1 protein-coding gene is annotated in these 24,218 nt (G+C 72.9%); it reads left to right on the forward strand.

The window, feature by feature from the left end:
• Nucleotides 1-61 precede the first annotated feature (61 nt).
• Nucleotides 62-24,157 (forward strand): toxin glutamine deamidase domain-containing protein, encoded by a 24,096-nt coding sequence (locus J2S44_RS30735; RefSeq protein WP_310420991.1) that lies wholly within the window; start codon nucleotides 62-64, stop codon nucleotides 24,155-24,157.
• The last annotated feature ends 61 nt before the right edge of the window (nucleotides 24,158-24,218 follow it).

Here is a 24,218-nt window from a genome sequence, read left to right on the forward strand (position 1 = left end):
CGCGACGTCAATCCGTCATCGGCGCTCCGGGGTTGTGGCGGCGCCGGGTGAGGAGAGCGACGTGGCGAGCGCCGGGAACTTCCAGCTGATCTGCGCGGACGGCCGTTTCATCGCGGTACCGGGCGGCGTGTTCTATCACGACGGGGCGATGACCGACCCGATCGACCCGGTGGCGCTCACCGGTGCCCTGCAGGCCGCCCGCGTACCCGGCTCGACCATGGTCTTCGTCCAGGAGCGGACCCGTCTCAAGATCGGTGCGATCGAGCGGGTACGCAGCGCGCTCGGCGAGATCCCCGCGTCCGTCCGGGACCGGTACGTGCTCGGCACCCTGCCCGGCGAGACCGTCGACCAGGAGACGTGGCTCGGGCTCGCGGACGCCTTCGGGTTCAGCAAGCACGCGCGCTACCAGCCCGGCCTGGAGCCGTCGCCGCGGATCGTCCCGGTGGACGCCTCGGGCCTGGAGACCACGGACAACCCGGCGGCGGTACGCGTGCTCTCCCGCGCCCAGGCCGCCGCCCGGGAGACGCTCCACTCCGCGCTGGACGGCACGCCACCGTCCTGGGACCGGCTCGTGGACCTGGCCGAGAACGCCACCGTCATCCGGGACGCGCTCCGGGTGCCCTCGAAGCTGCGCGGCGACGAGCAGCGCGGCCCGTCCAGCGCCGCCTACGCGCTCGCGGCCGGCATCGCGCTCTACGGCATCCCGGACGGGCTCACCGCGTCCACGCTGCGCCGGAGCGTGCAGCCGATCGACGCCGACGACGTGCTGCGGGCCTGGGGCGGCCTCGCCGTCCCCACCGACCCGGACCAGGTGGTCCAGTCACTGCTCGGCACACCGGGCTCCGGCGCCCTGATCAAGATCACCGCGACCGGCTCCGGCCGCGCCACGCTCGGCTGGCTGGTGTCCCGCCCCGAGGGCCTCGCCTGGATCGACCCGGAACTGGACGGCGGCGCCGCGGTCCGCCTGATGCCGCCCCAGGACGCGGTCTCCCTGCTGCGCGCACTCCCCGACTCCAGCCCCGCCATGCTCTGGGTCGACCCGCAGGGCCGCCCGGTCCGGGCCACGCCGGCACCGGCCGGGCCCGTCCCGGGTGACCTGGGCCGCACGGACACGCTCGACTCGGTCCTGTCGACCGACTCGACCGACACGATCTCCACCACCGACACCACGCTGACAACGCCGGACGTCTCCCGCCCGGCCAGCCCGGCTCAGGCTGGCCAGGCCCAGGACAACCCGGCGAAGCTCGCGGTGGAGGTCTCGCTCGGCCTCTCCGCGCGCGAGACCCGGCAGCTGTTGCCGTGGCTGCCGCAGACTTACACCAGACACCGCACCGACCTGTCGTACGAGCAGAACTGTGTGCTGGTCGCGATCGCGCTGGACCAGACGCTCGCGTCCGGCGGTGACGTCCGCAAGCTGCCGATCGAGGTCGGCGGCACACCGGGCCCGCTGCGAGTCGACCGGCTGGAGAGCTGGTTCCCGGGCCGGCGGCTGGAGTTCGCGAAGAGCCTGGAGCAGATCGCCCGGGCCATGACGTACGACGCCACCGGTGCGGAGGCGCAGCAGGTGCGCCGGGGCATCGTCGTGGTGCGCGGCGCGGGTGAGGCCGTGTCCCACATGTTCAACGTGGTGAGTCTCGGCCGGCGGTTCGCCTTCATCGACTGGCAGAGCCCCGACGGCCGGCCGAAGATGCCGGCCGAGGTCGCCGAGCTGCGGTTCATCGCCACCACGGACGGCGTCGCCAGCGTCGAGCCGCTGGTGGAGGTGAGCGACCAGGACGCCGTGCTTCCGCCGATGACCGACCCGGCGACCGCTGTGCCCCCGGAGCAGGACCGGGCGGGCTACAACCCGGCGGCCTACGCGGCGATGCCGCCTCCTCCGCCGCCGCAGGAGTCGATGCGGCAGAAGGCCTGGAACCTCGACACCTGGTACGAACAAGCACGGGTGCACCCGGCGTACCAGAGCCAGGAGGCGGCGAGACAGCTACGGGACGAGTTCGAGCGGAGCAACCGGGCGATCAAGCAGGAGCTCCTGCGGCGGCTCGCCGTATGGACCTCGACGCCGTGGGGTCAGGTGCCGGTGGTCGCGCAGGGCAACACCGGGTCCGCCGACGACCGGAGCCTGCTGCTCTCCCGCTTCTATCCCGCGGTTCTCGAGGTCAACCCCGAATGGGGCTCCGACAACTGCGTCGACTGCTCCATCGCACTGGACGGCTGGTGGGGTGGCCGGGCCGGGCCGGGTCAGGTCGCCGCGGACACGGACCGGCAGATGCTGGCGAGCGCACAGCACCGGCTCGGCGGCACCCCCGCGTACGCGTTCCGGGCCACCGACGACCAGCGGGTGATCACCGGATCGGCGGGCGTCCTGGCCGAGGCCCAGCGGCAGGGAGCCGGGTACCGGGGAATCGTCTACCGGAGCAGGGTCGGGTCCCGGGGCGAGGCCACCGCGCACATGTTCAACGTGCGCAACGACGAGGGATACGTCGTCGCCCTGGACGGTCAGAAGGGCGCCTTCGCCACGATCGACGACCTGTTGAGGGCGGATCCCAGCATCACCTCGACGCTGGTGATGCCGGTCTCGACGTCGCGGCTCCCCGCCCTCACCACCGCGAGCGGTGCGCCCGCCGCGGTCGAGATGGACGCGAATTCCGGCCAGTACCGATTCCCCGCGGCACCGGCGCCGGTCGCCACGTCCGCGTACCCGCCCGGCGGTGGGTACGGCAACTACTACGTCGGCATGGCGGCCACGCCGGCGGTGTCGCTCGCGGATGTCGACGCGGTGCCCCCGGCGATCGCCGACAGCGCGCCGGCGGCGATCGCCGGTGCGCTGACCCGTTGGGGACAGTGGCGGGACCGGGCGAAGGAGATCCTCGACGCGGTGCGGGACGCCCCCCGGAGCAGTCCACCCCGGCGGCAGTCGGCCGAGGCAGCCCGTCCGGTCCTCGATCGGTTGTGGGAAACACTGGAGGGCTTCGGCGGCAGGCTCGACGGTCTCTCCGACGAGGCGGCCCGGGTCGAGCTCGGCGTCCTGACCGAGCGGTACGAGCTGGCCAACGAGCTGCTCACGGAACTGCTGCGTGACGCACCGGTCCCGGCATCGGTGTCGGAACCGCTGGGCGACGGCCGGATCCTGCCACCGGTCACCGAGGCGTTCCGGCCGATCGCCCGGGCCGGGACGGCCGGAACGGCCGAGCCGGTGTCGTTGGGCGAGTCCACCCAGCTTCCGGCGCCTCCCTCGGTACGGATGCGGTACGTCGAGGGACAGGGCTGGGTCTACTTCGGCCGGCACGAGGTGGCGCTCGGCCCGGTGGCGTCGCCGCCGGACACCACCGGTCTCCCCGTCCGGGACCGCGCCGGTGCACTGCTCGAGGCCGTTCGGTCGGTCGAATCCCGGGTGACGGAGACCCTCGATCGGCACCCCACGGCGACGGACGCGAACCTCGTCTGGCGTACGGCGGTGGCCGGCCTGACGTCGTTCGCCGAGCGCAACGCGAACGCGCCGGACGACGCCCGGCTCGCGGACGAGTTCCGCGACCTGCTGCTGTTCCTCAACCATGCGGCGACCGGCATCGTGGCGCTCGACCGGTCGGCGCGACACGTCCTGGAACCACTGCTGTTCGCGCCGTCCGCGCCGCGGACCGAGGTCACGGCATTCCCGGTCATGGTGCCGATGCTCAGCCCGCCACCCGCCGCGCCGGCACCGGTCCGCTCGACCGTCGACGACCTCACCACGCTCGCCCTTCCACCACGCCTGACCGACATGCCCGCGTGGATGCAGCAGCGCATCCGGCAGGGGTTGCTGCCCATCCCGTTCTACAAGCACAACGCCATGGACGGGGCGGCCTCGAAGGTCCCGTTCGGCATCGAGATCGAGTTCGTGCTCCCGGCCCGTGACCGGATCGAGGGCGAGGACGACATCGAGTCCGTCTCGGTGCGGCAACGCCTCGCCCGGATCGGTCAGCGGCTGTACGAGCTCGGGCTGACCGCGTCGCCGCAGCAGCAGGACCTGCCAGATCCCACATCCGGGAAGTGGTCCTTCATCACCGACGGAACGGTGGACGGGGAGATCGTCTCACCGATTCTCGTCGACTCACCGGAGACGTGGGAACAGCTGCTGCAGATCGAGGGGATCCTCGCTGAGGTGGGCGCCACGGTGCACATCCAGGATCCCGTCCTGATCCCGGACCGGAACTCGCCGACCGGCTTCTTCTACTCCGGGGAGACCATAGTCAAGAAGGCGGGCAGCCACGTACACGCGAGCTCGCGGTTCCTCAGCCGGTACGCCGGCGCGGACGGTTACGGGCGGCTCACCGGGCTGTACCACCGCGACCGGGAAGTGCTGTATCGCCTGGCCGGCGACCCACGGTCGAGCTTCGATCACGGGTACGACGAGCGCGCCCCCGGCTGGGACGCCGACTATCCGTACCTGACGGACGCGCAGATGGCCATCGACGCTCATCGCAACAAGCGGCTCGGCCTGTCCTTCAGCATGGTCAACCTGCTGCCGGAGGACCACCCGGAGTGGCGCCTCTGGCGTGGCTCGCTGCTGGCCGCCGTGATCCAGACGCAGGTCAAGATCAGTATCGGCATGCAGCTGGCCTCCCTGGACGGCACCGAGCAGACCTGGCTGCCGACCGGCCAGGCGAACCTGGGACAGTTCCGCTCGTCGCTCGGCTCGCCACCGCCGCTGAACGGCTGGAAACTCCATCTGCCCGAGGGCGACCAGCAGTACCAGGCCCTGACCCGGCTGCTGTCCACCGTCTTCACCCGCCCGGCCGACATGGCGCAGGCGGCCGCGCTGTTCTACCTCAACGACTGGGCGCCCGGCTGGAAGACCGAGACCCTTCCAGCACCGGCCTGGCCCGGCTACACGCCGGCGTACGTGAACTGGCCGGCCGGGCGGATGGACGTCGCCCGGATCAGCCAGTACCTGGAGTCCGGTCTTCCCGCGGCGTCCCCGCCCAGGGCCGGTCTCACGCGGAACGCCCAGCGCGTCTGGCAGGTCGACGGCGTCCCGATGGGACTGACGGAGCTGCGGGACGGCCGGGGCACGTTCGTGTTGCAGGCCGGCGTCACCCCGTCCGGGCCCCCGAAGTGGACCTCCTACGCGATCCCACTGGTCCTCGACATCGAGGGCGGCTCGATCCGTGTCTCGGGGAGATCCGGTGGGAACCCGTACTCCGCGCCGGTCCACACCTCATGGCTGGCCGAGCTCGTCGGGCAGTTCATCGACCACCGTTCGACCCTGGCCCTCACCCCGCGGGGCACGGGCCGCATCCCCCAGTCGCAGGTGCGCAACCTGGCCCTGCAACGCTCGTTCGGCGTGACGCCGGGTGATGTGCTGATCCCCGCGGGATACCTCGTCGACCCGCCCGCCGGGACCGGTGCCGAGTCCTGGGTACGGTTCCAGATGTACCAGGGCCGGATTCACGTCTCGGTGGACACCTCGTCGCAGCCCGCGCCCTCCGGCCAGTACCCCGCGTCGTCCGGCGGTGGTGGTGGTCAGTCGTCCGCAGGCTTCTCCGCGTGGGGACCCGACGACTTCTTCAACCTCCACGTGCGGATGGCCGAGGTCACGTTCGACGGCGTGGTGATGCCGCCGATGCCGGCCGGCCGCACCGCGGTGGAACGGGTGTGGAATCTGGTCGCGACGGTCGACGGGGCCGTGCCGAAGGTGTCGGAGATCCTCGCGCGGCACCCGGAGTCCGGCGATGTGGCCTCGCTCTGGTCGCGGGCGGCGGAGACCGCGCGCGGCTTCGCCGCCGGCCGGTTGCCCCGGATGAACGACGACGGCCTGATCATGCAGGAACTGCAGGACCTCCGGCTGCTGCTGGGTCAGTCGGCGGCCGCCGTCGTGCGGCTGGACGAGTCCGCGCGACCGGTCCTGGATCCGCTGCTGTCCGGCTCCGGAACGCTGCCGGCCAACACCGTGGGTGTGGCGCCGGACGGGTCCTACGTGGTCGCCCACGCGCCCGCGCCCGGCCGTGAGGATCCGTACGTCCTCACCGTGTTCGGGCCGGACGGGTTCCCGCGCGGCACCGTGCAGACGTTCATCGACGAGCCCGAGCGGTTCCCCGACGACCCGGACCCCGAGGCGGATCACTCCGTCGATGTGCACGTCATCGAGAACATCTCGGACGTGCCCGGCGCGGTCGACCTGACCACGTTCTACGCCGCCCGGATCAGCGACCGCCGGTTCCTGCAATGGTTGGACGTCGGCAACCCACGGCTCCGGCAGACCCTCACCGAGGGGTACGGGACGACGCTGCTGTCCGTGCCCGAGAGCACCGGCCCGGAACTGACCGACCTCCGGCTGGATCGCGCGGCCGCACAGGACGTCGCGCGGCGGCGGCTGGAGACGGCCGGCTGGACGCTGCCCGCCGGTGACTTCGGCACTCCGCAGTCGCTGCGCCCGGCATGGGCCGGCACCGACCCGGCGGGGACGCTCCGGGTGGTCACGGAGACGCTGGACGGCGGAGTGACCCGGTCCGTCCTGGGCAGGCTCGCCGACGACGGCACGTTCGAGGTCATGGCCCCCGGCAGTGACACCGTGGTCCGCCGGCTGCACTCCTGGACCGCTCCGGGCGGCGGGGACCGATGGTCGGACGCCCCGCTGTCACCGGCCGAAGAACGGTTCTACGCGGCGCTCGGCGGCGCCACCGGCCGGACCGCGCAGCAGGTCGTGCAGGACGTCGTCGCGTCGGGCGAACCGGTGCGGGCCGACCTCACGCTGCCCGGCTTCACGCTCTACCGCGCGGTGGGGGAGGACGGCCCGGTCCTGGTCCGGGCCATGGTCGACGCGCAGGGCCGGGTCGTGCGCGCGCGCCGGCCGATGAAGATCGATCAAGATCAGTACATTCGCGACGGTGACGAGCGCGACCTGATCGCCGAGCTGCGGGCCGCCGGCTGGACGGTCCGGGTCGGGCACCGGAACAGCGTCGACCTCGCCGCCCGCGTGCTGGTGCTGCACCCGTACCACCGGAAGGCCTGGGACACCCTGGCCGAGGTGCACCGGCACCGCGACCGCACGCCGCTGCCGGGCTCACCGGCGACCGCCCGGCCGGCCGGCGCCGCGGTGCCGCCGCGCGCGCCGTCGGGTCCGTCGGCCGCCCGGCTGATCCGGTCACTGCGCGACCGGTGGGATCCGTACCGGTCGGTCGGCGCCCACACCGGCGGGCGGGGCGCGCTGACCCGGCGGGTCATCGGCCCGGACTACCTCGGCGTCCGCGCGCCCCTGCACCGCCCGGCCGCGTTCGCCGGCATCGACTTCCTGGAGATGGAGTCGGACCAGCGGGCCTCCTTCTTCCGGCAGGCAGACCTCGCCCGGGGACCACTGAGCGGGCAGATCAACCCGGTAGCGGAGCCGGACACCGTGGTCCGGTCGACGCGGCGGTTCATGCCGAAACGCGACCCGAACGGGCTGCTGAAGCACAAGCGCGTCGCCATTCCACGAATCGTGCACTCCATCTGGATGGGCGGGCCGCTGGCCGCGGACGGTGCCCAGGGCTCGTTCCGCGACTACCTCGCGGAGATGCGCGCCCGGTCCGGGTTCGAGGTGGTGCTCTGGACCGACCTCACCAGGGCGCAGATCGTGGACGCGCGCGCGGCGGCGACCGGCACGCCGGAGCAGGCCGCGATCCGGGAGTTCGCGGAGTGGGCGGACACGAACGGTGTCCGGCTGGTCAACGTGGACGAGGTGTTCTCCGCCGAGGCCCCGATGAACCTGCACTCGCTGGCTGCGGCGGAGCGCAGCCGCGGCATCCCGACCGCTTTCGCCGCGGGCTCGGACCTGCTGCGCGTGGAGATCCTGTACCGGTTCGGCGGGGTCTACACCGACAGCGACAACCGGCTGACCGGCGACCTCGGCGCGGAGCTGAGCCGGATCGTCAGCTCGCCGATCCCGGTGGCGGTCGGCAGTGAGCCGACCCGGTCCACGAACGCCATCGCACGGCCGGTCAACAACGTGATCGTGGCGCCGGCCGGGCACGCGGCCCTCCCGGCGTACCTCAGCGCGCTGAGCGGGAACTACACCCGGAACGCGTACGAGAACCGGGTGTTCGCGCTCTCCGGTGCGGTGCCCGACGAGGTGCCGGACGTCGTACCGGAGTACACCCGCGAGAACGTGATGATCGAGGTCGTCACCCGGTCCGGCCCGTCGCAGTCGGTCTTCGGCCCACTCGCCGAGGCACTCGGCCTGCCGGACCGGTTCAATCTGCCGCGCGTCTCCACCGGCGTCTTCTCCGTCGATTTCGGCAACACCTGGCTGCCGGGTGCCGCCCGGCCCGCCCGGCACTTCGACCAGGCCGCGACCGAGCAGCTGGTTCTGAGCGTCGCGGCCGGCCTGCTGTACCGGCTGCACGCCGACTCCGGGACGCTGAACCTGGCCGAGGTGCGTGGGCTGGTGGAGAGCCACCAGGACCCGGCGCTGATCTGGGAGTCCGTGCTGACCTTCCTGGCCGAACAGCCGGAGGTCCGCGCCCAGGTCCGCGCCGTCACCTGGGAGATGGTCGGGCAGGGCGCACCGGAGCTCCCGCCGCTGATGCTGCCGCCCTCGGCGCTGCGCCTGCTCTCGCCCGACACGCGCACGGAGGAGCCGCCCGGCGGCATCCGCTGGACCCGGCTGCTCAACCCGGCCACCGCGCCCGGCGTACCGGCGCGCGCACCCGCCGGTACGGGCGACGCGGACGAACCGCTTCCGGCCCGCGTACCGGTCGTGTCGGACGATCCCGGCTGGGCGGCGGCCCGCGAGGGCGCGACCGCGGTGCCGCGGCGGCACAGCTGGACCGACCCGGTGTCCCGGCCCGACCCGGCGTCGCCCGGCAGCCGGTACGTGGTGGACGCGAGTTTCGACGCCCGCCGGCTCCGGATCGGCTCCGACACGGTCACCGACCTGACCGTCCGGGTCTGGTACGACGGCGCCACGCCGGCGGCCGCGGCAGCGATGCACGCGGTCGCCGTGACCGGCGTCCGCTACTACCTCAACCAGCCCGCCCTCCGGCTGCCGAACGGCGACCTGCTGCACGTGACCGTGGAGCAGGCGACGTCGCCCGAACAGGCGCACCTGACGGTGAACCTGCTCGCGCCGGGGGACACCCGTCCCATGGACCACCGCAACTGGCGGACCGACGCGAGCCCGGTGCTGGTCGCCGGCGAGATCGCACACAGCGCCGGTATGCGTGACGAGTACCTCGACGGGACCGCGCCGCACCGTCCGCACGTGCTCGGCAGCCTGATGGGCGACCCGCTCCGCGAGCCCGACCCGGCCGGTCTCACGCCGGCCGAGGTCGAGGAGCTGAACGCGTTGCCGCGCGGTGGCCCGCGCGACCGGTACCTGCGCCTGCTGGACCGGATCATCGGCGAGCTGCCGCCGCCGCCCGGCGACGACCGGCCGCCGGCCACGGCGGCGGACACCGGCCGCGACGAGGTCACCCCGCAGACCGTGCTCACCGCGCCGCTGACCGGTGGGCAGTTCGGTGCGCTCGGCGACTGGGCCCGCGCCCGGGTGGACGTGTCCGACCCGGCGTACTGCGAGGTGCTGCTCGGCGAGGTCTATCACCGGTTGTACGCGCATCCGACGTCCGCGTTCCTCGACCGGCGGCCCGCGGCCGCGACCGTGGACGACTCCGTGCTCGGCAGCGGTGCGCTCGCCGGGATGGGCGACTGGACGTCCTGGCCACGACTGGGCGGTGACGCCTGGGCGACCGCGTGGTCCGTCGTCCGCGGCATGCGGGGTCGTTCCGTCTTCGCCCGGGCCGGGCGGCCGGGCGCGATCGGGCACGCGGTGGTGCTGCACCACGCGGCGGACGGCAGCGTCTGGGTCGACAACCTCACGGCCGGCGGCGGACGCTGGCGGATGACGTCCCCGGACGACCTCCGTGACCTCCCCACCGGGCTCGACGTGCGGGCGTACGTCACCGAGGCCGACGGCCGGCAGTCGACCGATCCGCGCCTGGTCTCCGCGCCGGAGGCCGACTCCCTCGCGCGACTCACCGCCGACCCGGCCGACCCGCGCACGGGCCTCTACATCGGACGCGAGAAGGAGTACCCGTTCATCGCGGTCCAGTTCGTCGGCGAGGTGACCAGCCGGCCGCTGATCATCGGCCGGACGTTCTCGTGGACGGTGGACGGGCGGACCGGCGACCCCGGGTTCGAGCACCACATCGAGGAGATCAGCGTCCCGCTCTGGGCGATGGGTGGCGACGCCATCGACGAGTACGCCGCGGAGAGCGCGTCGGCGCAGCGGCTGCTGCGCAACCTTCCGCCGTACGGCGCGCAGCTCGGCGACCTGTTCGCCGGCCATCCGACGATCACGGTGCCGGACTACGCCCGGCACATCCGTGTCACACCGCGCCTGGCGCCCGACCCGAACGGTATCTTCCGGAACCCGGCGGACGCGTCCGCCAACCAGTTCACCGTCGGGGTCCGGCTGAGCGGCCTGACGCGGTACTACTCCTGGCTCGTGCAGAACAGCACGCGGCACCAGATGGAGATAAACCGTGCCCTGGAGTTCGGGCGGCAACTCGGCGTCCAGCTCCGGCAGACCATGCCGGACGTGCCGCTGAAGGCCGCGATGCAGCTCGAGGGCTACGGCACGCTCATGTTCCTCTACTCGCTCGGCCTCGCCTACGCACACAATTTTGCCCTGATCGATCACAACTTCCCGCTGGCCAAGTCGTGGGTGTCGAGCGCGGTCCGGCACGATCCGCGGGTGGTGCGGCGCGGCCTGCCGGCGCCGATCCGGCGGTGGTTGCATGCCAACCAGGCGCGGATCATTGACGGTTTCCGGCTCGCGGCGGGGCCGGCGATCGAGCTGACCGCGGGGTTGACCGCCCCCTACATGCCCCGGTACGGCGTGCCCGGGCAGGTGCTCGAACTCGGCGCGGGCAGCACCGCGGGCGTGCACGACGCGCTGCTGAACTTCCTGGACAACAATCCGCCCCGGCGGATCAGCACGCGCACCGCGTACGGCATGTCGCTGGTCCAGGACCGGCTGGAACCGAACCCGGACGACCCGGACGACCCGGCAGTCCTCATCGAGGGCCGTGACATCGGCAACGAGATGATGGATCACTACACCCCGCCCCGGATCGGCGGGCCGACCGGGACACTGGTGCGCGCCAACGCCGGCCCGGTCCTCATGCACGAGGAACGGGCGTTGCAGTTCATGCGCGCCATGGCCGGTATGACCCGGACGGCCGTGGCGCCGCCCGAGGCTCCGCCGCCCGGCTTCGGACCGCAGCCGGTGCCGGTGCCGCCGCGGCAGATGCCGATGATGATGCCGCCGCAACAGGACCCCTTCTACGGGTACGCACCGCCGCCGCCCCCGTCCTACGACTACCCACCGCCGGGACCGTACGGTCAGGACCCGTCCCAGGCCGGCCCGAGCGATCCCGCCCGGCTCGCCCGGCGGTTCCAGCGCGGCGGGCGTGGCGGCAGCGGCCGCGGCGCCTGGGACCACAACAACCAGTGGCTGATCACGGTGCACTCCGACGGCCCGCGTGCCCCGCGGTCCCGGCTCGCGCTCACGCCGCAGGCCAAGGTCGACGACCGGCGCGCGCTCGCCGATGCCGCCGCACAGCGGGTCACCCCGGTGCTGGACCGGTTCCCGCACGCCCGCGCCACCGAGTTGTGGCGCGACGCGGTGCGGCAACTGGACGAGGTGACCGACCCGGACGCCGTCCAGGCCGCGAACCTCAGCCATCTGCTCGACCAGGCCGCGGCCGCGCTGATCCGGCTCGACCGGACCGTCCTGCCCGCGGTGGCGGAGCTGTGGTCCGGCTACCCGGAGGTCTCCCGCACGCTCCCTGCCCCGCGCACGATCGGTGGCTGGAGCGGTGCCGCCCTGACCGGGTTGACCGCCGGGGTCCGCCGCCCGGTCGTGACCGTCGACGTCGCCGGCGCACCGGCGGCGCTGGACGAGTTGCGCCGCACGCTGAGCGGGCACGAGTGGTGGCAGGAACTGCCGATCGTGGTCGCCTCCGCCGCGACGGCCGCCACCGAGGGCTTCACCGGGCTGACCGAATGGTTCCGTCCGATCCTCATCCAGCAGCTGCCCGCCGCCGGGACGTCCCGGTGGCGTCTGACCGATCAGTCCGGCCGGATCGTCATGGAGGACGACCGGCTCACCGCCCGGCTGTTCCAGGCCGCGGGCGGGCTGCGCGGAGCCCCGTACGGCACCTCGCTGCCGCCCGTGCTGGCCGGGTTGCTCACCGCGGCCACGACGGACGACGCGGAGGCGATCTACCGCCGGAACACGGATGAACTGCACGACCGTGGCATCCGGGAGGCGCTGGACCGGCTGATCGCGTCCGCCACCGGCCTCACCGGTCTCCCCGGTTACCAGGTCGCGGTCGACCGGCTCGGCGGGATCGCGCCGACGACCGTGCTGGGGCCGCCGCTCTCCGCCGAACAGTTCCGGCTGCTCGGCGAGGCGGCCCGCGGCCGGGTGTCGCCGGACGAGCCCGCCTACTGCGAGCTGCTGCTCGGTGACGTGCACGACCGGCTCTACCTGCACCCGACGTCCGCCTTCACCCGCGGCACGCGGCCGGCCGGGGTGGTCGACGACTCCGCGATCGGCCGCGGCGCGCTGGCCGCGATGGGTGACTGGCGGTCGTGGGGGAGGCTGCCCGGCTCGGCGTGGAGTGCGGCGTTCGACATGGTGAGCGCGCAGAAGGGCCGGTCCGCGTTCCTGCGGGCGGGCCTGCCGGGGCGGATCGGGCACGCGGTGTTCCTGCACCACGCGTCGGACGGCACGATCTGGGTGGACAACCTGGACCGGGCCGGCAACCGGTGGCAGATGCGCGATCGGGAGGATCACCGCGGGCTGCCCACCGGCCTGGACGTGCGCGCCTACCTCACCGAGCCGGACGGGCGCCGGATCGCGCCCGAGGACTGGCCGATCGCGCCGGAGCCGGAGTCGGACTCGCTGGCCCGGGCCCTGACCGACCCGATCGACCCGCGCGTCGCGGGTGCCGGCGTCGTGGGCCGGGAGAAGGAGTTGCCCTACCTGGCGCTGGAGTTCCCGGCGAACTTCGTCGGCGATCGGCTGGGTACGACGCTGGTGCGCGGCGCGACGTTCCGCTATATCGCGGACGAGCACGACAGCGACGACTACGCGTTCCACATCGAGGAGGTGGGCAAGCCGGCCACGCCACGGACGCCGGGCACGCACACCGTCGGGTTCGAGGCCTATCTCCAGGAGAGCGCGGCAGCGCAGGACCTGATGCGGTCGCTGCCCGCGGCGGGCCGGACGCTGCAGGAGATCTTCGGTGCCGACCCGCGGTTCCAGGTGCCGGCGAACGCCGCCGGCGTGCGGGTGATCCCCCGGCTCACGCCGGACCCGGCGAGCACGCACTTCACCTCCGCCGCGGACGTCACGTTCAACCAGTTCACCGCGGATATCCGGCTGAGCGGCATCCCCCAGTTCTTCACCTGGCTGCGCAACAACAGCACGCAGGGGTACGCCGAGATCATCCGCTCACAGGTGGCCGGCTCGCTGATCGCGGCCCGGTACGCGGCCGCGCACCCGAACACCTCGGCGAAGACGCTCCTCAAGCTGGAGGGCGTGATGTCCGCGATGCACCTGGTCGGCATCGCGCTGGCCCGGTCGCAGGCGACGGTCGACCTCTACGCGAACCAGGCTGCCGGCAAGCTCTTCGTGATCTCGGTGCCGCGCGTCCGGCGGCTCGGCATGCTGCGGGCCGCGCTTCCGCAGGCGGTGCGTAACTGGCTGCACAACAACCGCCAGCGGATCGTGAGCGATTTCGCGACGGGCGAGGCGTTCCGGCTGCACGGCTCGCCGACGCCCGCGCAACTGCTCCAGATGGGCGCCGGCACCGACGAGGGCGTGGTGGACGGCCTGCTGGCCTTCCTGCAGAGCAACCCGGCACGCGACCCACGCGTCTCGGCCTCGCTCGGTGTGAAGACGACCCTGAGCGCCCTACGGCCCAACTCGGCGGACCCGGGCGATCCGTTCGTCCCCTGGGAGTTGCGGAACGTCGGCGCGTCCGGGGACACCTTCCGGGAGGCGCCGTGGGGCGGGCGTACCTCGCAGTTCGCCCGCGCCAACGTCGGCCGCCCGCTGATGAAGGACAGCCGGTCCGTCGAGTGGATGCGGGACGTGAGCAGGCTGAGCCGGACGGCCGGTGCGCCGGTCAACGGCAACGGACTCGGCAACGCCGGTGTAACCACGGTCGGCGGTAACACGTACTTCCAGGATGACCTCGGCGAGTGGCATCGCTACCACGAGGACGGCTCCTGGTCCTGGTACGGCACCCAGGCGCCGGTCGAGCCGGCGCCCGTCGTCCAGGACGACGGCTACGACGATTCCTACATCGAGGACATGGGCTCGCTCTCGTTGCTGAGCAGCAGCAGCAGCTCGTCGTCGAGCAGGCCGGCCGGGCGGTCGCCCGGGTTCTACAACGGCCCCACCGGTATCCGGTACTACTACGACGGCACCGCGTGGTACATGATGCTCAACGACGGCAGCACCGTGGCGATCAGCCATGAGCCGCAGATCTTCCGGATGGAGCTCGGCACCTCCCGGGCACCCGCCGCGCTCAACCTCGCGTCCAGCCTGCTCGGCGCGCTGCCGGCCGCGGGGATGCGGACGGTGCTGGAAGCGCTCGAGCGGCGGCTGCCGGAGCTGAGGACCGCGGCCGCCGGTGAACGATGGCAGGCATTCCTCCAGCTGGCCGCCGACCTCAAGCCCGCGTCGGTCACCGACGCCACGCTGGAGTCCACGAACATCAAGGTCCAGACCGCGCTCGGCGCGTACGACTTTGCCCGGCTGGACTTCGCCGATCTGGCACCGGTCGACCGTTTCGTGGCGGACCTGCTGCCATCCCCGATCACCGCGTCCACCGTGCTGGCGCCACCGCTGAGCGTCCCGCAGTTCGGGCAGCTGGCAGACCTGGCCCGCACCCGGGTCTCGCCGGACGAGCCGGCCTACTGCGAGTTGCTGCTCGGCGAGGTGCACGACCGGCTCTACCTGCACCCGACGTCGGCGTTCCGGGACCGGTCGGTGCGCTCCCGGACCGTGGACGACTCGGTTGTCGGCCGGGGCGCACTGGCCGCGATGGGGGACTGGCGGACCTGGCCACGCCTGCCGGGCCTGGCGTGGGACGCGGTGTTCGACGTGCTGCGGGCGGAGAAGGGCCGGTCCGCGTTCGTCCGGGCGGGGCGGCCGGGCCAGGTCGGGCACGCGGTGTTCCTGCATCACGCGGCGGACGGCACGATCTGGGTGGACAACCTGGACCGGGCCGGCAGCCGGTGGCAGATGCGGCACCGGCACGACCACGGCGGGCTGCCGAGCGGCCTGGACGCGCGGGCCTACGTCACCGAGCCGGACGGTCGGCAGATCACGCAGATCTCCTCGGAGATGGAGTCGGACTCGCTGGCGCGGGCGCTGACGGACCCGATCGATCCGCGGACCGGTGCCGCCGGCGTGGTGGGCCGGGAGAAGGAGTACCCGTTCCTGGCGCTGGAGTTCCCCGACGACTTCGCCGGTGACCCGGTCAGCACGGTGCTGGTGTCGGCCGGCACGTTCGAGCTGGCGGGCGACAGCCACTTCAACGACGTGTACGGCTACCACATCGAGGAGGGCAGCAGGCCGGCCACGCGGCAGGCCGCGGTGAACCCCGGCATGCCGACGCTCGACGCGTACGCGGCGGAGAGTATGGCCGCACAGGAGCTGCTGCGCCGGGTGCCGGGCGAGGGCATGACGCTCCAGGAGATCTTCGGGGCGGACCCGCGGTTCACGGTGCGGCCCGGCGCGGAGCGTGTCCGGGTGATCCCGCGGCTCGCGCCGAACCCGGACCCGGACGCGGAGTTCGCGCACGCCGCGGACGTCACGCTGAACCACTTCACGCCGGACATCCGGCTCAGCGACCTGACTCGCTACTACTCCTGGCTGGCGGCCAACAGCGCCACCGGTTACCAGGAGCTCACCCGCGCGCTGGTCCGCGGGTCGTCGTTCGCCCGGGACTTCGCGGCCGCCCACCCGGCGGCGTCCGACAAGGAGATCCGCCAGGTCGCCGGCGTCGCCACCACCGCCTACCTGTTCGCGCTCGGCATGGCGCGGGCGAGCAACCCGAACAACCCGCCGACCAGCCTGCCGCTGCCGAAACGGTTCCTCTCCACCGTGGTGCGCGCGGATCCGGCACTGCTGCGCGGCGGTGGTCTCACGGCCGCCGCGCAGACCTTCCTGCACGACCACCACCAGGACTTCCTGGGCATCTTCGCGGGTGCGGAGGCGCCGCTGCTCTACGGGCAGCACACGCCGGCCGGAATCCTCGGCCTGGGCCGGCCGGGCGGTCCCACGGTGCGGGACATGCTGCTCAACTTCCTGCACCGCAACCCGCCGCGGATCGTCAGCACGCAGCAGACGATGGGCGTGAACCGGGTCCTCGGCCTGCTGCCGAACGCGGCCGACCCGAACGATCCGTACGTGGCCGTGGAGGCCCGCAACGTCGGTGAGGCCGGCGACAGCTGGCAGATCCCGGCGTACGGCGGCCGTGCCGCAGACATCCGCGAAGCAGCCGCGGGCGACCCGGGTGCCGTCACGGTGATGACGGAGCCGCGGGCGCAGGAGCTCATGCACATGCTGGCCGAGCTCAGCGAGCGCGATCACCCGGACGGCAGCGGCGCGGGCCGGACCGTCTACGGCGGCACCGAGTTCTTCCAGGACGACCTGCACCGCTGGCACGTCAACCAGAACGGTGTGTGGTCCCTCTACGGGGACGGAGCGACAGCCCCGGCCTACCACGAGGACTTCCTCGGGCTCACCGAGGACGCGGGCGGTATGACACTGCTGTCCAGCTCGGAGTCCGACTCGGACTCCGAGCCGGCACCACCACGGCAGCAGTTCGTCCAGACCGGTGGCCGGCACTACTTCCGGGACGGCAACCGGTGGTACGTCATGTCGCTCACCACCGGCGACTACGAGGACTCCGGCCCACCGCCCGGCTTCGACCCGCAGGTCTACCCGGCCGCGGTCGGTGACCCCGAGCCGACGCGGTCGTCCGCGGGCGTGCGGGACACCGCGGAGGCGGTGCGGTCGCGGTGGACGCAGGCGCGCGACGAGGCCTCGACGGCGCTGGACGAATTGTCGTCCCGCGACGCGCTGACGGAGTTGCAGACCGTGGCCGCCCGCGCGGCGCGTACCGCGCTGGGAACGATCAGCACCGGCCTGGACATCGTCACCGGCCGGCGTGGGGACGTCTCGGACGGGGCCGCGCGGGGCATTCTGGACAGCCTGCCGGCGGTGTACGTCGACGTGGACCGGTTCATGGCGGAGGCGCTGGGCGGTCCTTCGGGCCTGCCACCGGTCTCCGAGGTGTTCGGTCCGCCCGCCGGCGTGACACCGGCGACGGATCCGGCCGTCCTCATGATGTACGGCCAGCCGTCGCAGCCGCCGATCCCGCACCGCCCGCGACTCCCACCACGGGACGCCGGTGCCGGGGCGCTGCCGCGCGGCACCGTCGGGCTGGCCGCGGACGGCTCGTACGTCGTGGCCAGGCGGCCCGACCCGGCCCGGCCCCGGCAGGCGGTCTTCGACGTGTTCGGCCCGGACGGCCGCCCGCGCGGCACGATGGAGGCGCGTACCCGGGAGGGTACGGACTGGTCCGGCGCCGAGGAACCGTTCAACTCCTCCGGCGTGCCGGGCGCGCTCGACCTGACGACCTATCACCTGACCGCGCGCGGCGACAAGCCCTTCTTCCGGTCACTGATGGTCAGCAACCCGAAGGTCCAGCGGGTCCGCGCGCAGGACTACGGCATGACCGAGCTGCCGGTGCCGGCCAACTCCACCTTCCGGGAGTACGAGCACGACCGCGTCCGGACGAACCAGACGGCGCGGGACCGGCTGGAGAGCCGCGGCTGGTCGCTGCCGGACCGGCGCGGCCGGATCTCCCGCCCGGCGTGGACGAGCGACGACGCCCACTGGATGCCGCTGGACCCGGCGACCGACGAGCCGATGGCGGTGGCCACCGAGACGCTGGACGGTAACGTCACCCGCCTGGTCTCCGGCCGGTACGTCCAGAACGGCCGCGCTTTCGAGGTGGTGGACCCCGGCACCGGCGAGGTCGTGCGCCGGCTTCGATCCTGGACCGGCGCGGACGGCCAGTTGCGGTGGACCGTACCGCCGCTGTCCGCCGAGGACGTCCGCTTCTACGACGCCCTCGCCCGGCGGCGGGGCTTCGACTCCGGCGAGGACCTGGTACGGACCGTCGTCACCGACGGAGAGTGGGTCGGCCGAGACTTCCTGCTGCCGGGATTCGATCTCTACCGGTTGCCGGTCGGTAACGACATCGTCCAGGTGCGGGCGACGCTCGACCGCGGCGGCCGGGTCGTCCGGGCGCTGCGCCCGCTGGCGATCGACGGGGACCGCTTCCAGCGGGACGGCCACCTGATGCTCAGGGATCTGGCCGCGGCGGGCTGGACCGTGCGTGCCGGGCACCAGAACCGCCTCAGCGCGACCCGGCGGGTCGTCGAGGTCAACCCGTACCAGCACCAGTCGCGGCGCACGGTGGCGGACGCCCACCGGATCCGCTACCAGCAACCGGCCGGGAGCCCGTTCGTCGGGCTGGTGACGGTGCCGCCACCGATCCCGGCGGGGCTGCTCCCGGCGACGCCGGCGGTGTCGAAGGCCGATCTGCGTGCGGTCGTCGACGGCGCGCTGTCCCGCTGGACGGACGTGCGTACCGTGGTCGCGGCGCTCGACACCGCGGCGGGAGCCGGCATGCCGGTGCCACGGCGGCAGGCCGCGGACGCCGCGCGCAACGCGCTGGACGGCGTGCACCGCGGACTGAGCGATCTCGCGGACCTGCTCGGCACACTGCCGGAGGACGTCGCGCAGACGCGGCTCGACCTGCTGATGCTCCGCTACGGGCTGGCGCGCGAGCTGATCGCGCAGGCGCTGCCGGACACGGACACGGTGCTTCCGGTCCCGGCCGCGACGTTCCGCCCGGTCGACGGCGGTCGCCGGCCGTACCCGGTGGACGTGGTGACCGGCGGCGTGGCGGACCTGGCCGCGGCGGTCCGGATGTCGATCCTCGCCACCACCGGTCTGCCCGGGACCAGCACGCTCGCGCCGCTGCTGCGGTCCGCGACCGTGCATCGGGACACCGGTGAGCTGCGCGTCGCCCTGCCGTTGGGCACCGTGCGGGTGAAGCCCGGCGCCGGGACTCCGGGTGCCGCCGAGGCCGCCGCGGTCGGCGAGCTGGCCGCGCGCGTGTCCGCCGGACTCGGCCACGACCCGGTACGCCAGCAGGCCGAACGGATCCACTGGCAGCACGCGGCGCTGACCGCCATGCTGGCCGGTGCGCCGGGCCGGGAGCGGCCATGGTCCACCGTCCCGGTGGACCGGAGGGCCCTGGAAACGGAACGCCGGCAGCTGTCAGCCCTCTCCGGCGAGCTGCTGACCCCACAGGCATCACCGGTGGTACACGCCCTGCTCTCCGCATTGCCGACCGGGCAATCGGGGGCCGGCGTGCTCACGGGGGACCAGCTGCGGGAGCTCTGGCAGGTCGTCGTCACCAACGGTGACCGGGCTGCGGGCAGCACGGGGGACCGGAGCCTCGCTGAGTGCCTCGCACTGGTGCAGGACCTGGTGCGCAGGCTGCATCCGGGCGACTGGCAGGGGCACGGGGTGCGCCTCGCCCGCACCCGGGAGGAGCCTACGCCCGGCCGGAACGCGGAGACCTGGCTCGGCGACCGCGAGGACTGGCAGCGCTTCGGCTCCTGGTCGGACCTGAGCAATCGGATGGGCACCGACCCGAACCTCGGCGCGCGATCGCTGGCCGTGGTGCTGACCGAGCGTGCGGGAGCGCCGTACGGGCACGTGTACGCGGCGTACCACGCCGGGGACGACGGCGTCCTGTGGATCAACCTGACCGATCGCGGTGCAGCACCCCGGGTGGGTGCGCCGGGAGAGCTGCCGAGCGACGCCGACACGTACACCCGCGCGATCGTGATCGATCCGGACGGCGTGGTGGCCAGGTCCATGAGCCCGGCACCGCCGGCCTCGGAGTCCGGGTCCGCGCCGCTGCTGGATCCCCCGGTCAGCCGGGGATACCGGGGCGGTGGCATCGAGGCCGAGCGCACCATGCCGATGGTGCTGCCGGCCGGCGTCCTGAACGACAAGGTGCTCGCCTCCACCATGGACGAGAGCATCGACTTGCTCTCCGACACGAAGTTGCTCTACGAGCGGGACGGCGTCTACCACCTCACCCCGGAGGAGGAGGACGAGTGGACGATCAGCGCCGACATCGTCGAACTGCGCAGCGGAGTTCTCGGCATCCTGCCCGGTGAGGAGAACCGGATCCAGGACACCGACGAGTTCTGGGAGCAGCTGGCGGATGTCGAGCAACGGTTCGAGAACGTCGACACCGAGCCCGGCCGGCCGGACGAGGACCTCGCCGGGGTCCTCGACGGCAGCAGCTTCCAGATGGCGCCCGGCATCGGTGACACGGCCATCGGCCTGCCACCCGAGGGTGACGAGGGTGGCAACCACGTCCACCTGTCGTTCGGCGTGCCGACCGAAATGCTGAAGGGATTCCTGTCTGACGTCACGGACGGGACATGGCGGGACTCGACCGTCACCTACGGCACCGATCTGGGACCGGTGCCGTACCGGACCAAGGCGGGGCAGCAGGAGGGCGCCGAGTTCGGCGCCGGCGTGGCCGCGCACCTTGCCGACTTCCTCGGCGCACTCGGCTTCGCCTTCCCCGACCGGGTGGGTACGGCGGTCGAAGGCGTCACGACGCTGCTCTACTCGCACAGCGGCGGCTACATGGACTCCTGGACACCCAGCCGGAACATCCCGAAGGCGCACGTCGCGACGTTGTCCCGGCACGATCACCGGTTGCTCTGGGGCGACCTGCCGTGGTGGGCGGCGTTCGGCCTGTCGCTGCAGGCGGACGAGATCCGCGGTGCGCTCGGCCGGCTCTACCTGGAGCGCAACAACGCATTCCTGGACCGGATGCGACAGGCCGGAGCCGACCATCCCGAATTGGCCGGGATCACCCGCGACAACTGGGCGGAGTACGGAACCCAGGAGAAGCCGGCCGTCGGCACGTACGTGGACGCCGCCCTCACCGGCCGTGCGATGCCGCCGCCGCTGGTGTGGGGAAGCACCACCACGTTCCCGGCACTGGACACGAATGGCGGACGGGTCCGGCACGGCCTCGCGATCCTGGAGGTCCGCTCCTACGGTGCCCGCCGGGTCACCATGCCGCAGACCCGGGACAACTTCCGGTATCTGGCCGGCGGTATCCGGTCCGGGTACGCGGCGATCGCCGGGCTGGACCCACTGCGCACCGTACCGCTGCAGGACATCGGCGGCGCGGTGACCGGCTCCCCGGTCCACGCGGCGATGTTCCGGGCGGTCCGGCACGCCGCCGCCGGCGAGACCGCCGAGTCCGCCGCGCAGCTGCGGGCGGCCGTTCAGGCCGGCATCACCAGCGAGCAGCGCGACACGTGGTCCTCGATGCTGGTACTGCGCGCACGCGTGGAGAGCGCGGCCGGCAACTCCGACTTCGCCAATCGGATCTGGCGGATCGCGGCCGCGATCGCGCAGCCGATCGCGCGTCGCTGGCTGACCGAGGACCGCATCGGCCGTTGGCGGGACTGGGCCATGGTCGGCGACGCGATCGTCACCGGACGGCGCATCGACGAGCTCCGCACCGTGCTGAGCATCCTGGAGCGGGGCTCGCACGGGCTGCGGCCGGACCAGGCGCTCGCGGTGCTGCGGGAGAGCCGGTCCCAGCAGCGGTCGGATGCGCTGGGTGCGCTGCTGAGCGCGGTCACCCCGGAGGGTTTCGGCCTCGCACAGTCGGTGGTCCGGAGCGCGGCGGGTACGCCGCCGGCCGAGAGGCACATGGCGGACGCGATCGGCATGATGCTCGCTGGTGACACCGCCGGCGCGATCGCGCTCGCGGGATCGGCGATCAACGCCCTGACCCCGAACACCGGCGCGATGTGGGCGGCTGCCATGCACCGGCTGGCCGGCTCCGGCCCGGCCGCCGTGGTACCACGTGGGCTGGCCGCCGCCGCGGTGCGGACCTGGCTCGCGGCACGCGATCCGAGGCGCGCGCACGAGGCGCAGGAGAGGCTGCGGGAGTTCGCAGATGCGGCCGGGCCGGCGTTCGGTGCGCTGATCACCGGGCAACTGACCGCGATCCAGCAGGATCCCGGTGCGGACGCACGCACCCGGGGGTTCCTCGCCGCCTGGCAGCTGTCCGCACTGGACATTGGGGCATCGGCCTACGAGTACCTGGGAGCGGACGATCCGGACGCCCGGCACGATCTGCTGTTCAGCATGATCGGCGACGCCTCCGACTCGGACGGCGAGATGCGGATGGACGATGAACCGGAGCTCGGTGTCCGTACCGTGCAGGGTCTCTGGCAGTTGACCCAGCAGGTGGCCGACGGCGGCCCGCGGGACGTCGTGATCCGCAACACGCTGCGCGCCGTCGTGGCGGTGGCGACCGGGGCGCCGGTCAACACGCTGGGCGGATACGCCGGCATGCTGGCCCAGCACCGGGCACACCTCGGCGACGCCGTCGCGCTGCTGAACGCGCTGCATGGCCGGAACCCGGATGAGCGGGTGGGCGGCGCGGTGACCGGCGTCACGCAACTGGTCCGGCAGATAGCGGCCACTGTGGGCGATGTCCAGGTATTCCGGGCCGAGGTCGCGTACACGAACCCGCCGGTGCTGCCCCCGCTGCCGCGCGGACTGACCGTCGCGGACCAGATCGCTCAGATGCGCAAGCACGTCGACGCGGCCACCCCGCGCGTTACCGAGGTGCTGGATCGGTTCCCGCACTCGGATGCCGCCGCGCTGTGGCGCGCAGCCGTGGACGCGCTGGAGAGCAACGGCTCGATCACCGACCTCGCGCTCCTGTTCAACCAGACCGCGGCCGCGCTCATCCGGCTCGACCGGAGCACGATCGGCGTGCTCGCGCCACTGTGGTCCGGCCGGATCGCGCCGGATCGGGCGGTGCCGGCGCCGCGCCACGTCGGCCCGTGGACGGCCGGTGACCTCGGCCCGGTGACGGCCGGGCTGAACCGTCCGGTGCTGACCGTGGACCTGAGCGGCCGGACTCCGGCCGCGATCGAGCGGCTGGAGCGCGCGCTCCGTGAGCACGCGTGGTGGGGTGAGGTGCCGATCGTCGTCACCACGCACAGTGCCAAGGCCACCAGGGACGAGTTCACCGCACTCCTTGAGCGGATGCGGGAGGCCGGCGCCGGTGAGCACACCGGACCGGTCGTCATCGAGCAGTCCATGAAGAAGAGGACGCCGGAGGAGTTCGTGTTGGGCCCCTCCGAGTCGGTGTGGCGGCTGTGGGACCAGAACGGCCGCCTCGTCGACGCCGACCCGGCCACCTCGGTGTCCGAGCTGACCAGGGCCCTGTTCCAGAAGGCGGCCAGGCTGGCGACGACACCGATCGGCACCGCGCTGCCCCCGGTCCTCGCCGGCCTGCTCACGGCCGGGGCGGACGCGGAACAGTTCCACCGGCGGTACCACGAGCAGCTCACCGACCCGGGCGTGCGGGAGGCACTGGACACGGTGATCGCGACCGCGCCGGACCGGGATCACCTGGCCGGTTTCCGGGCCGCGCTCAGCCTGGACGCCACGGCCACGGAGCGGCTGGTCCCGGCCACGACGAACCTGCTCGGCGTGGAGCCGCCGTACACCGGTGGTCCCGTCCCGGCCACGTTCGCCTACGACTTCCTGGCCCAGACCGGTAGCCGGATCGAACGGTTCGCCATGGACGGCCTGTTGTTCCGGATCGTGCTGGCCGGGCGGATGTCACCGGAGTTCGCGCTGGACCTGCTGCGGGCCAGCGCGCGGAACAAGGTCGACCGGGCCGTCGTCGACGTCTTCGAGTCGGTGGCCGACGTGATGGCGCTCACCGAGGAGCAGGCGGCCGCGAACCCGCACACCGATCCACGGCTCAAGGCGATCCTCGCCCGGGTCGAGAAGGTGTCCAGCACCGCGCGGGAGCCGGGCACGCCGCCGCCGGACTGTGTCGACCCGGTCGACCGGACCGCGTTCGTCGGCCGCCTGGACGCGCTGCGCGACATGCTGCGCGCCGACGGTCAGGCGGCCCGGGCGTCGCTGATCGAGACGCTCACCTACGTCCTCGCCAACTGCTGATCGCGATTTACCCCGCGTTCACGTGAACCGTGCGGGCGGGCGCGACGTCAAGAGGTGATCG

This window comes from Catenuloplanes niger (genome assembly GCF_031458255.1).
Taxonomy (GTDB): Bacteria; Actinomycetota; Actinomycetes; order Mycobacteriales; family Micromonosporaceae; genus Catenuloplanes; species Catenuloplanes niger.